This window comes from Enterobacter sp. PL1, assembly GCF_945957325.1.
In the GTDB taxonomy this organism is placed as follows: domain Bacteria; phylum Pseudomonadota; class Gammaproteobacteria; order Enterobacterales; family Enterobacteriaceae; genus Enterobacter; species Enterobacter roggenkampii.
Window position 1 is genome coordinate 104,412 of the sequence record NZ_CAMFKT010000006.1, and the last position, 13,177, is coordinate 117,588.

Below are 13,177 nucleotides of genomic sequence, written 5' to 3' on the forward strand. Positions count from 1 at the left end.
AGGACGACATAAAAACAGGATGAATACCATGTCCGATCGTGTGGATAGAGACGTGATTAATGCGCTTATTGCGGGTCATTTCGCTGACCCCTTTTCTGTGCTTGGGATGCACCGTACTGAGGCAGGTCTGGAAGTTCGTGCCCTGTTGCCGGATGCCACAGAAGTCTGGGTGATTGAACCCAAAACCGGCCGCAAAGTCGGTAACCTTGAATGCCTCGATTCCCGTGGCTTCTTCTCGGGCGTGATGCCCCGTCGTAAAAACCCTTTTCGCTATCAGCTCGCCGTTCTCTGGCACGGCCAGCAGAACCTGATTGACGATCCCTACAGCTTCGGCCCTCTGCTTAAAGAGATGGATGCCTGGCTGCTCTCCGAGGGGACGCATCTGCGTCCTTATGAAACGCTGGGCGCCCATGCCGATACCATGGACGGCATCACCGGCACGCGGTTCTCCGTGTGGGCGCCCAATGCCCAGCGCGTCTCCGTGGTCGGCCAGTTCAACTACTGGGACGGCCGCCGTCACCCGATGCGCCTTCGTCGGGAAACCGGCATCTGGGAGCTGTTTATCCCCGGGGCGCACCACGGGCAGCTTTATAAGTTCGAGATGATCGACGCCCACGGCAAGCTGCGCATTAAAGCCGACCCGTATGCCTTCGAAGCGCAGATGCGTCCGGATACCGCATCGCTGATTTGCGGCCTGCCGGAGAAGGTCGTCCAGACGGAGGAGCGTAAACAGGCTAACCGCTTTGATGCGCCGATCTCCGTTTATGAAGTCCATCTCGGCTCATGGCGTCGCCACACCGATAACAACTTCTGGCTCAGCTACCGGGAGCTTGCCGACCAACTGGTCCCGTACGCCAAATGGATGGGCTTTACCCACCTGGAGCTGCTGCCGGTCAACGAGCACCCGTTCGACGGCAGCTGGGGCTATCAGCCCACCGGGCTGTATGCGCCGACCCGCCGCTTCGGCACCCGCGACGACTTCCGCTATTTCATTGATGCCGCGCACGCCGCCGGGCTGAACGTGATCCTCGACTGGGTGCCGGGTCATTTCCCGGCGGATGATTTTGCGCTGGCAGAGTTTGACGGTACGAAGCTGTACGAGCATAGCGATCCGCGCGAAGGCTATCACCAGGACTGGAACACGCTGATCTACAACTACGGTCGCCGTGAGGTCTCAAACTACCTGGTCGGGAATGCCCTGTACTGGATCGAGCGGTTTGGCATCGATGCCCTGCGCGTGGATGCGGTGGCGTCGATGATCTACCGCGACTACAGCCGCAAAGAGGGGGAGTGGATCCCGAACGAGTTTGGCGGCCGCGAAAACCTGGAAGCCATTGAATTCCTGCGTAATACCAACCGCATTATCGGCGAGCAGGTGGACGGTGCCGTGACCATGGCGGAAGAGTCAACCGACTTTGCGGGCGTCTCCCGTCCGCCGTCATCAGGCGGCCTGGGGTTCTGGTATAAGTGGAACCTGGGCTGGATGCACGACACGCTCGACTACATGAAGCTGGATCCGGTTCACCGTAAGTATCATCACGATAAGCTGACGTTCGGGATGCTCTACAACTACACCGAAAACTTCATGTTGCCGCTGTCGCACGATGAAGTGGTACACGGTAAAAAATCGATTCTCGACCGCATGCCGGGCGACGCGTGGCAGAAGTTTGCCAACCTGCGCGCCTATTACGGCTGGATGTTTGCCTTCCCGGGCAAGAAACTGCTGTTCATGGGCAATGAGTTCGCCCAGGGTCGCGAGTGGAACCACGACGCCAGCCTCGACTGGCATCTGCTGGAAGGCGGCGACAACTGGCACCACGGCGTGCAGCGTCTGGTGCGCGATCTGAACCTGACCTATCGCCACCACAAAGCGCTGCACGAGCTCGACTTCGATCCGTACGGCTTTGAATGGCTGGTGGTGGACGACCACGAGCGCTCGGTGTTTGTCTTTGTGCGTCGTGACAAAGCGGGTAACGAGATCATCGTCGCCAGCAACTTTACGCCGGTGCCGCGCGAACATTACCGCTTCGGCATTAACCAGCCGGGCAAATGGCGCGAAATTCTGAATACCGACTCGATGCACTACCACGGCAGCAACGCCGGTAACGGTGGGCTGGTACAGAGCGACGCCATTGAAAGCCACGGGCGACCCAACTCCCTGAGCCTGACGCTGCCGCCGCTTGGCACCATCTGGCTGATGCGGGAGGGCGAATGACGCAGCTTACGGCAGGTAAACCCGAACCGCTCGGGGCGCATTTTGTCGGAAAAGGGGTGAACTTCACCCTCTTTTCCGCTCACGCCGAGCGGGTTGAACTGTGCGTGTTTGACGGGGAAGGTAACGAGCACCGTTACGATTTACCCGCGCGCACGGGGGATACCTGGCACGGCTACCTGGCCGGAGGACGGCCCGGTATGCACTACGGCTTTCGCGTTCACGGTCCGTGGGATCCCGCGCAGGGGCACTGGTTTAACCCGGCGAAGCTGCTGATTGACCCGTGCGCGCACCGCGTGGACGGCGAATTTAAAGATGACCCGCTCTTCCACGTGGGCTACGGCGAGCCCGACCACCGCGACAGCGCGCCCGTCGCGCCAAAAAGCGTGGTGGTGAACGATCTTTATGACTGGGAAGACGATGCCCCGCCGCAGACGCCGTGGGGCAAGACCGTCATTTATGAAGCCCACGTCAAAGGGCTGACGTACCTGCATCCGTCGATCCCCAAAGAGATGCGCGGCACCTACAAGGCGCTCGGGCATCCCACCATGATTGCCTACCTGAAACACCTCGGCATCACCGCTCTGGAACTGCTCCCCGTCGCCCTTTTTGCCAGCGAGCCGCGTCTGCAGCGGCTGGGGCTGAGCAACTACTGGGGCTATAACCCGCTGGCGATGTTCGCGCTCGAGCCGCGCTATGCCGTCCATCCGGAAAAGGCGCGGGACGAGTTCCGCGATGCGGTGAAGGCGCTCCACGCGGCGGGCATTGAGGTCATTCTGGACGTGGTGCTGAACCACAGCGCAGAAAGCGATCTCGACGGCCCGACGCTCTCCATGCGCGGAATTGATAACCGTAGCTATTATTGGATCAGGCACGATGGCGATTATGAGAACTGGACCGGCTGCGGTAACACGCTCAATCTCAGCCATCCGGCGGTCACGCATTTTGCGTATGAATGCCTGAAATACTGGGTGGAGACGTTCCACGTCGACGGTTTTCGTTTCGACCTGGCGCCCGTCATGGGACGCACGCCGGCGTTCAGCCAGCAGGCGCCATTGTTTGAGGCGATAAAAAACTGTCCGGTGCTCTCGCAGGTGAAGCTGATTGCCGAGCCGTGGGACATTGGTGAAGGCGGTTATCAGGTCGGGAATTTCCCGCCGCTGTTTGCCGAGTGGAACGACCACTACCGCGACGCCGTACGCCGCTTCTGGCTGGAGCGGAACCTGTCGCTGGGGGAATTTGCCGGGCGCTTTGCCGCGTCGAGCGATCTCTTTAAGCGCGACGGCAAACGCCCGTCGGCCACCGTTAATCTGTTGACGGCGCACGACGGTTTTACGCTCAGGGACTGCGTTTGTTTCAATCAGAAACACAATGAGGCGAACGGCGAAGAGAATCGCGATGGCACTAACAATAACCATAGCTTTAATCATGGTATAGAAGGGTTAGGCGGAAGTCTGGATGTGATAGAGCGGCGACGCGCCAGCGTTCATGCGCTGCTGACAACGCTTTTACTGTCGCAGGGCACGCCGATGCTGCTGGCAGGCGACGAGCATGGTCACAGCCAGCACGGTAACAACAACGCCTATTGCCAGGACAACACCTTAACCTGGCTCGACTGGGGTGAAGCCAACAGCGGCCTGATTCATTTTACCGCTGCGCTGATCCATCTTCGCCAGCAGATCCCCGCGCTGACCGCCAACAGCTGGTGGGAAGAGGGTGACGGCAACGTTCGCTGGCTGAATAAAGACGCGCAACCGTTAAGCGCGCAAGAGTGGCAACACGGCGTACCACGCCTGCAAATCCTGCTGTCGGATAGATGGCTGGTCACGCTGAACGCGACGGATGACGTCGCAGAGATTGTTTTACCTGACGGGGAGTGGCGAGCCGTTCCCCCCTTTGCCGGAGCGGATAATCCGGTAGTAATGGCTGTCTGGCACGGGCCTGCGCACGGAGTGTGCGTATTCCAAAGATGATAAAAAAGGAGTTAGTCATGGTTAGATTAGAGAAGAACGATCCCTTAATGTTGGCACGCCAGCTACCATTAAAAACGGTTGCCCTGATACTTGCGGGCGGGCGTGGTACCCGTCTGAAAGATTTGACCATCAAGCGCGCCAAGCCGGCCGTTCACTTTGGTGGTAAGTTCCGTATTATCGACTTTGCGCTCTCCAACTGCCTGAACTCGGGCATTCGCCGCATTGGCGTCATCACGCAGTATCAGTCGCACACCCTGGTGCAGCATATTCAGCGCGGCTGGTCATTCTTTAGCGAAGAGATGAACGAATTTGTCGATCTCCTTCCTGCGCAGCAGCGCGTTCACGGCGAGAACTGGTATCGCGGGACAGCGGATGCGGTCACCCAGAACCTCGACATCATTCGTCGCTATAACGCGGAATACATTGTGATCCTCGCCGGGGACCACATTTACAAGCAAGATTACTCCCACATGCTTATCGACCACGTCGAAAAAGGGGCGCGCTGCACCGTGGCGTGTCTGCCTGTGCCCGTTGCTGAAGCGACGGCGTTTGGCGTCATGCACGTGGATGCCGATGACAAAATTATCGACTTCGTTGAAAAACCGGCGAACCCGCCAACCATGCCGGGCGATGACACCAAATCGCTCGCCAGCATGGGGATCTATGTCTTTGACGCAGATTATCTTTATGAGCTGCTGGAAGAAGACGACAAAGACGAAAACTCAAGCCACGACTTCGGTAAAGACATCATTCCGAAAATCACCAAAGCTGGCATGGCGTATGCACATCCTTTCCCGCTGTCCTGCGTGCAGTCCGACCCGAATGCGGAACCTTACTGGCGCGATGTGGGCACGCTGGAAGCGTACTGGAAAGCGAACCTCGATCTGGCATCGGTCACGCCTGAACTGGATATGTACGACCAGAACTGGCCGATTCGTACCCATATGGAGTCGCTGCCGCCAGCCAAATTCGTGCAGGACCGCTCCGGTAGCCACGGTATGACGCTGAACTCGCTGGTGTCCGGCGGGTGCATCATCTCCGGTTCGGTCGTGGTGCAGTCGGTGCTGTTCCCGCGCGTGCGGATAAATTCATTCTGTAATATCGATTCGGCAGTCTTATTGCCGGATGTCTGGGTAGGGCGCTCGTGTCGTCTGCGTCGCTGCGTGATCGACCGTGCCTGCGTCATCCCTGAAGGGATGGTCATTGGGGAGAATGCGGAAGAAGACGCGCGTCGTTTCTACCGTTCGGAAGAGGGGATCGTGTTAGTCACACGGGAAATGTTGCGGAAGCTGCAAATCAAACAGGAGCGATGATGCAGGTTTTACACGTATGTTCTGAGATGTTCCCGTTATTAAAAACGGGCGGTCTGGCAGATGTGCTTGGCGCATTACCGGCGGCGCAAATCGCCGGAGGCGTGGATACCCGAGTCCTGCTGCCCGCCTTTCCGGATATCCGGCGCGGTATACCCGATGCAAAAGTGGTGACCCGCCGTGAAACGTTTGCCGGACGCATTACCCTGCTGTTTGGACATTACAATGGCGTAGGGATTTACCTGATTGACGCGCCGCATTTATACGATCGCCCGGGTAGCCCGTATCACGATACGAACCTGTTCGCCTATACCGACAACGTGCTGCGCTTTGCGCTCCTCGGCTGGGTTGGAGCAGAAATGGCGACGGGGCTGGATCCGTTCTGGCGTCCGGATGTGGTGCATGCGCACGACTGGCACGCCGGGCTTGCCCCGGCGTATCTCGCCGCGCGCGGCCACCCGGCGAAATCGGTCTTTACCGTGCATAACCTGGCCTATCAGGGGATGTACTACGCCCATCACATGAATGACATCGATCTGCCATGGTCGTTCTTTAACATGCACGGTCTGGAGTTTAACGGGCAGATCTCGTTCCTGAAGGCGGGGCTGTACTACGCCGATCACATCACGGCGGTGAGCCCAACCTACGCGCGTGAGATCACCCAGCCGGCGTTTGGCTACGGCATGGAAGGGTTGCTGCAGCAGCGCCACCGCGAAGGCCGCCTGTCGGGCATTCTGAACGGCGTGGATGAACAGATCTGGAGCCCGGAAACCGATCTCCTGCTGGCGGCGCGCTACGGCCGTGATTCCGTGGAGGACAAAGCGGAAAACAAACGCCAGCTGCAGATTGCGATGGGCCTGAAGGTTAACGACAAAGTGCCGCTGTTCGCCGTCGTAAGCCGCCTGACCAGCCAGAAAGGGCTGGATCTGGTGCTGGAGGCGCTGCCCGGTTTACTGGAGCAGGGCGGGCAGCTGGCGCTGCTCGGCGCGGGCGACCCGGTGCTGCAGGAAGGTTTCCTTGCCGCCGCCGCGGAACATCCGGGGCAGGTCGGCGTACAGATTGGTTACCACGAGGCGTTTTCGCATCGCATTATGGGCGGCGCGGACGTCATCCTGGTGCCGAGCCGTTTCGAACCCTGCGGCCTGACGCAGCTTTACGGCCTGAAATACGGCACCCTGCCGCTGGTGCGCCGCACGGGCGGGCTGGCGGATACGGTATCGGATAGCTCACTGGAAAACCTGGCGGACGGTATCGCCAGCGGGTTTGTCTTTGAGGACAGTAATGCCTGGTCGCTGCTTCGGGCGATTCGGCGTGCTTTCGTCTTGTGGTCCCGTCCATCGCTGTGGCGCTACGTCCAACGCCAGGCGATGTCCATGGACTTTAGCTGGCACGTTGCGGCGCAGTCATACCGCGATCTCTATCAACGCTTGATGTAACGAGGCGAAGTTACTGATATGAACGCTCCATTTAGCTACTCTTCACCCACGCTCAGCGTTGAGGCGTTAAAGCACTCCATCGCCTACAAGCTGATGTTCACCATCGGGAAAGATCCGGTTATTGCCAACAAGCACGAGTGGCTGAACGCCACCCTGTTTGCGGTGCGCGACCGCTTAGTTGAACGCTGGCTGCGCTCAAACCGCGCCCAGCTCTCGCAGGAGACGCGTCAGGTTTACTATCTGTCGATGGAATTTTTGATTGGCCGCACGCTGTCCAATGCGCTGTTGTCGCTCGGTATTTATGACGACGTCAAAACCGCACTGGAAGAGATGGGGTTAGATTTAGAAGAACTGATCGACGAAGAGAACGACCCGGGCCTCGGTAACGGCGGTCTGGGACGTCTTGCCGCCTGCTTCCTCGACTCGCTGGCGACGCTGGCGCTGCCGGGCCGCGGCTACGGTATTCGCTACGATTACGGCATGTTCAAGCAAAACATCGTCGACGGGCGTCAGAAAGAGTCCCCGGACTACTGGCTGGAGTACGGCAACCCGTGGGAGTTCAAGCGCCACAACACGCGCTACAAGGTGCGCTTTGGCGGGCGTATTCAGCAGGAAGGAAAAAAATCCCGCTGGGTGGAAACGGAAGAGATCCTGGCCGTGGCCTACGACCAGATCATCCCCGGCTACGACACCGATGCCACCAACACGCTGCGCCTGTGGAGCGCTCAGGCCAGTAGCGAAATTAACCTCGGTAAATTTAACCAGGGTGACTACTTCGCGGCGGTGGAGGATAAAAACCACTCCGAGAACGTATCCCGCGTGCTGTACCCGGATGACTCGACCTACTCAGGCCGCGAGCTGCGCCTGCGTCAGGAGTATTTCCTCGTTTCGGCGACCATTCAGGACATCCTCAGCCGCCACCATCAGCTGCACAAAACCTACGCCAACCTGGCGGAAAAAACCGCGATCCACCTTAATGACACCCACCCGGTGCTCTCTATTCCGGAGCTGATGCGCCTGCTGATCGACGAGCATAAGTTCAGCTGGGACGACGCCTTTGAGGTGACCTGCCAGGTGTTCTCGTACACCAACCACACGCTGATGAGCGAAGCGCTGGAGACGTGGCCGGTGGACATGCTTGGCAAAATCCTGCCGCGCCATCTGCAGATTATCTTTGAGATTAACGACTACTTCCTCAAGACGCTGCAGGAGCAGTATCCGAACGATACCGGCCTGCTGAGCCGCGCGTCCATCATTGATGAGTCGAACGGTCGTCGCGTGCGCATGGCCTGGCTGGCGGTTGTCATCAGCCACAAGGTCAACGGCGTGTCCGAGCTCCACTCGAACCTGATGGTGCAGTCGCTGTTTGCGGACTTCGCGAAGATCTTCCCGACGCGGTTCTGCAACGTGACCAACGGCGTCACCCCGCGCCGCTGGCTGGCGCTGGCCAACCAGCCGCTCTCTGAGGTGCTGGACGAGAATATCGGCCGCACCTGGCGTACCGATTTGAGCCAGCTGAGCGAGCTGGAACAGCATATTGATTTCCCGACGGTGAACAAAGCCGTGCGCGAAGCCAAGCTGCTGAACAAAAAGCGTCTGGCGGTCTGGCTGGCGATGCACCTGAACGTGGTGGCAAACCCGAAAGCGCTGTTCGACGTTCAGATCAAACGCATCCACGAATACAAGCGTCAGCTGATGAACGTGCTGCACGTGATCACCCATTACAACCGCATTAAGGCCGACCCGACGGCCGAATGGGTGCCGCGCGTGAAGATCTTCGCCGGTAAGGCGGCGTCGGCCTACTACATGGCGAAGCACATAATTCATCTCATCAACGACGTGGCGAAGGTGGTTAACCAGGATCCGGATATTGGCGACAAGCTGAAGGTGGTGTTCATTCCGAACTACAGCGTCAGCCTGGCGCAGCTGATCATCCCGGCGGCGGATCTCTCTGAGCAGATTTCCACGGCGGGCACGGAGGCATCCGGCACCAGTAACATGAAGTTTGCCCTTAACGGCGCGCTGACCATCGGCACGCTGGACGGGGCGAACGTCGAGATGCTGGAGCACGTGGGCGAAGAGAATATCTTTATCTTCGGTAATACGACGGAAGAGGTAGAGGCGCTGCGCAGGAAAGGCTACTCGCCGCGTCAGTATTACGAAGAGGATGAAGAGTTGCGTCAGGTGCTGACGCAGATTGCAACCGGCGTGTTTAGCCCTGATGAACCGAGCCGCTACCGCGATCTGGTGGATTCGCTGATTAACTTTGGCGATCACTACCAGGTGCTGGCGGATTACCGCAGCTACGTCGACTGTCAGGATAAGGTGGACGAACTGTATCGCCAGCCTGAGAAGTGGACCAGCGCCGCGATGTACAACATCGCCAATATGGGCTATTTCTCGTCAGACAGGACCATCAAGGAGTATGCCGAGACGATCTGGCATATTGATCCGGTGAGGTTGTAAAAACAAAGCCGGGTGGCGGCTTCGCCTTACCCGGCCTACTTGATCCCGTAGGCCCGGTAAGCGTAGCGCCACCGGGCGTTTTTTTGCATCAAGACGCCAGCGACAGCTCGCGTTTCGCTGCATGTTGCAGCAACCACTGCGCCACGCGAGACTGCTGTTCGGCGTTGAGCCACATCCCTTCTTTGGTACGGCGCCAGATAGCATCATCCAGACGACGCACCCACTCGTGCTCAACCAGATAACGCAGCTCGGCTTCGTACAGCTCGTGGCCGAAATGCTCGCCCAGATCGGCAATCTCTTTTGCATCACCCAGGATCAGCTCGGTATTGCTGCCGTAGGTGCGGGCATAGTGGCGCGCCATCCCTTCGGTGATGAACGGGAAGCGACGGCGCAGCTTCGCGGCGTAATCATCGCGGTTATCGCCGATATCACCGCCGGGCAGAACCGCGCCTTTGGTCCATGCCGGGCCAATGCCTTTATAGTACGGCGCCAGTTTTTCCAGCGCGTGCTCGGCCAGCTTGCGGTAGGTGGTGAGCTTGCCGCCAAACACGGACAGCAGCGGCGCCTGACCGTCTACGTCGTGAATATCGAGCGTATAGTCGCGGGTGATGGCCTGCGGTGAGTCGGATTCGTCATCGCACAGCGGACGCACGCCGGAGTAGGTCCAGACCACGTCGTCGCGCGACAGCTGTTTCTTAAAGTGCGCGTTATACACTTTAAGCAGGTAGTTGACTTCGCTCTCGTCGATCTCGACGTTCTTCGGATCGCCTTTGTACTCCACGTCGGTGGTACCGATGATCGAGAATTCGTCCATCCACGGGATGACGAACACGATGCGCTTGTCTTCGTTCTGCAAGATGTAGGCCTGCTTCTGGGTATGCACGCGCGGCACCACAATGTGGCTGCCCTTTATCAGGCGGATGCCGTACGGGGATGGCAGATGCATGCCGTCGTCAAAGAACTGCTTCACCCACGGGCCGGTGGCGTTCACCAGGCCGCGCGCTTTCCAGCTGAACTTCTCGCCGGTATCGATATCTTCCGCCTCGACAATCCACAGGCCGTTTTCACGACGGGCAGCGGTCGCGCGAGTGCGGGTTTTCACCTCGCCGCCTTTCTTCTCAACCATCTGCGCGTTCGCCAGCACCAGGCGGGCATCGTCTACCCAGCAGTCGGAATATTCGAATCCGCGCACGATTTCAGGCTTAAGGACCGATTCTGAGCCAAAACGCAAACCTTTCGAACCCGGGAGGCTGGTGCGTTTACCCAGATGATCGTACATAAACAGACCAATTCGGATCATCCACGCCGGACGCAGATGCGGGCGATGGGGCAGGCGGAAGCGCATCGGAATCGCCAGATGCGGGGCCATTTTCAGCAGCACTTCACGTTCGGCCAGCGCTTCACTGACCAGGCGGAATTCGTAGTGTTCCAGGTAGCGCAGGCCACCGTGAATCAGTTTGGAGCTGGCGGACGACGTCGCGCAGGCGAGATCGTTAGCTTCCAGCATCAGTACGGATAAACCGCGTCCTGCGGCATCGACCGCAATACCGGCACCGTTGATGCCACCGCCTATCACAATCAGATCTTTGGTTTCCATAACACCCTCATGCACTTTCGTTAAAGCTCAGAAATGTTCGATATCGCTCATAATAGCAAAGGAACGCGCTTTTGGTAACATCAAAAAAACAATTTAGAGTGATATGGATAACATAATGGCGTTTACCCGCCGCCAGGACGTACACTACGGGGTAAAATCTTGTCGTTGACCACTGTAAAGAGAACACCATGGATCAGTTTGAATGTATTAACGTAGAAGAAGCCCACCAGAAGATGCACCAGGGAAAAGCGGTGCTGGTGGACATCCGCGATCCGCAGAGTTTTGCGATGGGCCATACGCCGGGCGCGTTCCATCTCACCAACGACACGCTGGGCGCGTTTATGCGCGATAACGACTTCGACACGCCGGTGATGGTCATGTGCTATCACGGCAACAGCAGCAAAGGCGCGGCGCAGTACCTGCTTCAGCAGGGTTACGACGCGGTTTACAGCGTCGATGGCGGTTTCGATGCCTGGCATCGTCATTTCCCGGCGGAAGTGGAATACGCGTTTGAGCGCTGATCCCGCTATACTGTCCCCTTTTGTGTGGAAATAAGCGACCGCTGCCCATGTTGATGATCACCTCTTTTACCAACCCGCGCGTCGCCCAGGCGTTTGTCGACTATATGGCGACGCAGGGCGTTATTCTGACTATTCAGCAACATACGCAGACCGACGTCTGGCTGGCCGATGAGAGCCAGGCCGGGCGGGTAAACGAGGAGCTGGCGCGTTTTCTTGAGAACCCTGGCGACCCGCGCTATCTCGCGGCCAGCTGGCAATCCGGCCAGACCGGCAGCGGATTGCAATACAGCCGCTTTCCCTTCCTTGCCACCCTTCGCGAGCGCGCGGGCCCGTTTACGCTGCTGCTGATGGCGGCCTGCATCATCGTCTTTATTATCATGAACGTGGTCGGCGACCAGAGCGTGATGATTGCCCTGGCGTGGCCCTATGATCCGTCGCTTGAATTTGACGTCTGGCGCTACTTTAGCCACGCGCTGATGCACTTCTCGGTGATGCATATCCTCTTTAACCTGCTCTGGTGGTGGTATCTCGGCGGTGCCGTTGAAAAGCGTCTGGGCAGCGGCAAGCTGATCGTTATCACCATCATCAGCGCCCTGTTGAGCGGCTACGTACAGCACAAGTTCAGCGGCCCGTGGTTTGGCGGGCTGTCGGGTGTCGTCTATGCCCTGATGGGCTACGTCTGGCTTCGCGGGGAGCGCGATCCGCAAAGCGGCATCTATCTGCAACGCGGATTGATAACCTTTGCGTTAATATGGCTAATTGCCGGATGGTTTGATCTGTTTGGTATGTCTATCGCCAACGGTGCGCACGTCGCCGGGCTGGCCGTGGGGCTGGCGATGGCCTTTGCCGACACGCTCCATGCGCGAAAACGAACATAATTCTCAGGGATAATTGATGAAACAAACACAACGTCATGACGCCATTATCGAACTGGTAAAAAAACAGGGATACGTCAGCACCGAAGAGCTGGTGGAGCAGTTTGCCGTCAGCCCACAAACCATCCGTCGTGACCTGAACGACCTGGCCGATCAGAACCGCATCCTTCGCCACCACGGCGGCGCGGCGCTGCCGTCCAGCTCGGTCAACACCTCCTGGCACGACCGAAAAGCGACGCAGACGGCGGAGAAAGAGCGCATTGCCCGCAAGGTCGCCAGCCAGATCCCGAACGGGGCGACGCTGTTTATTGATATCGGCACCACGCCGGAAGCGGTCGCCCATGCGCTGCTGGATCACGAGAACCTGCGCGTGGTCACCAACAACCTGAACGTCGCCAATACCCTGATGCAAAAAGACGATTTCCGCATCATCCTCGCGGGCGGCGAGCTACGCAGCCGCGACGGCGGGATTATCGGTGAAGCGACCCTCGACTTTATCTCTCAGTTCCGCCTCGACTTCGGCATTCTGGGCATCAGCGGCATCGACAGCGACGGTTCGCTGCTGGAGTTTGATTACCACGAGGTGCGCACCAAGCGCGCGATCATTGAAAACTCACGCCACGTGATGCTGGTGGTGGATCACTCGAAGTTTGGCCGTAACGCGATGGTGAACATGGGCAGCATCAGCATGGTGGATGCGGTCTATACCGACGTGATGCCGCCGGCGGGCGTGATGCAGGTAATTAAAGATAATAATTTGCAGCTGGAACTGTGCTAACGGTTGTGT

General features: G+C 58.4%; 9 protein-coding genes. 8 read left to right on the forward strand and 1 reads right to left on the reverse strand.

All coding sequences use genetic code 11. From position 1 onward, the window contains the following. The first annotated feature begins 28 nt into the window (after nt 1-28). The 5 genes from glgB to glgP are packed head-to-tail and all read left to right on the forward strand — an operon-like array spanning nt 29 to nt 9,397. A complete protein-coding gene (glgB, locus tag N6P30_RS07700; RefSeq protein WP_021242180.1) occupies nt 29-2,215 on the forward strand; it encodes a 1,4-alpha-glucan branching enzyme in 2,187 nt (728 codons plus the stop codon). Beyond that, the gene (gene glgX, locus N6P30_RS07705; RefSeq protein ID WP_023294731.1) at nt 2,212-4,185 is read left to right on the forward strand and encodes a glycogen debranching protein GlgX; all 1,974 of its coding nucleotides are present in this window, start codon (nt 2,212-2,214) and stop codon (nt 4,183-4,185) included. Before glgB ends, glgX begins: the two co-directional genes overlap by 4 nt. Before the next feature lie 17 nt (nt 4,186-4,202). After that, nucleotides 4,203-5,498, forward strand: coding sequence for a glucose-1-phosphate adenylyltransferase (gene glgC, locus N6P30_RS07710; protein ID WP_008503066.1), 1,296 nt, complete (start codon nt 4,203-4,205; stop codon nt 5,496-5,498). Then, nucleotides 5,498-6,931 (forward strand): glycogen synthase GlgA, encoded by a 1,434-nt coding sequence (gene glgA, locus N6P30_RS07715; protein WP_008503065.1) that lies wholly within the window; start codon nt 5,498-5,500, stop codon nt 6,929-6,931. Before glgC ends, glgA begins: the two co-directional genes overlap by 1 nt. Before the next feature lie 18 nt (nt 6,932-6,949). Then, on the forward strand, nt 6,950-9,397 hold the full coding sequence (gene glgP, locus N6P30_RS07720; RefSeq protein ID WP_008503064.1) for a glycogen phosphorylase: 2,448 nt from the start codon (nt 6,950-6,952) through the stop codon (nt 9,395-9,397). Nucleotides 9,398-9,485: 88 nt separating this feature from the next. Here glgP and glpD read toward each other — a convergent pair whose 3' ends face one another. Then, complete coding sequence (glpD, locus tag N6P30_RS07725) at nt 9,486-10,994, reverse strand: glycerol-3-phosphate dehydrogenase (RefSeq protein ID WP_021242183.1); 1,509 nt, start codon at nt 10,992-10,994, stop codon at nt 9,486-9,488. Between the two features lie 188 nt (nt 10,995-11,182). Here glpD and glpE point away from each other — a divergent pair, with 188 nt between their 5' ends. From glpE to N6P30_RS07740, 3 genes are read left to right on the forward strand one after another with little or no spacing between them, the layout of a single operon-like run. After that, nucleotides 11,183-11,515, forward strand: a complete 333-nt coding sequence (gene glpE, locus N6P30_RS07730) for a thiosulfate sulfurtransferase GlpE (protein ID WP_008503062.1) — start codon at nt 11,183-11,185, stop codon at nt 11,513-11,515. A gap of 47 nt (nt 11,516-11,562) precedes the next feature. After that, nucleotides 11,563-12,393: a rhomboid family intramembrane serine protease GlpG gene (gene glpG, locus N6P30_RS07735; protein WP_023294729.1), complete on the forward strand. Its 831-nt coding sequence runs from the start codon at nt 11,563-11,565 to the stop codon at nt 12,391-12,393. A gap of 16 nt (nt 12,394-12,409) precedes the next feature. Continuing rightward, a complete protein-coding gene (locus N6P30_RS07740) occupies nt 12,410-13,168 on the forward strand; it encodes a DeoR/GlpR family transcriptional regulator (RefSeq protein WP_008503060.1) in 759 nt (252 codons plus the stop codon). The last annotated feature ends 9 nt before the right edge of the window (nt 13,169-13,177 follow it).

Bases quoted from the DNA above. Each gene is read 5' to 3' on its own strand.
- glgX (WP_023294731.1), top strand. From the start codon at position 2,212: ATGACGCAGCTTACGGCAGGTAAACCCGAACCGCTCGGGGCGCATTTT.
- glpE (WP_008503062.1), top strand. From the start codon at position 11,183: ATGGATCAGTTTGAATGTATTAACGTAGAAGAAGCCCACCAGAAGATG.
- glgC (WP_008503066.1), top strand. From the start codon at position 4,203: ATGGTTAGATTAGAGAAGAACGATCCCTTAATGTTGGCACGCCAGCTA.
- glpD (WP_021242183.1), bottom strand. From the start codon at position 10,994: ATGGAAACCAAAGATCTGATTGTGATAGGCGGTGGCATCAACGGTGCC.
- glpG (WP_023294729.1), top strand. From the start codon at position 11,563: ATGTTGATGATCACCTCTTTTACCAACCCGCGCGTCGCCCAGGCGTTT.
- N6P30_RS07740 (WP_008503060.1), top strand. From the start codon at position 12,410: ATGAAACAAACACAACGTCATGACGCCATTATCGAACTGGTAAAAAAA.
- glgP (WP_008503064.1), top strand. From the start codon at position 6,950: ATGAACGCTCCATTTAGCTACTCTTCACCCACGCTCAGCGTTGAGGCG.
- glgB (WP_021242180.1), top strand. From the start codon at position 29: ATGTCCGATCGTGTGGATAGAGACGTGATTAATGCGCTTATTGCGGGT.
- glgA (WP_008503065.1), top strand. From the start codon at position 5,498: ATGCAGGTTTTACACGTATGTTCTGAGATGTTCCCGTTATTAAAAACG.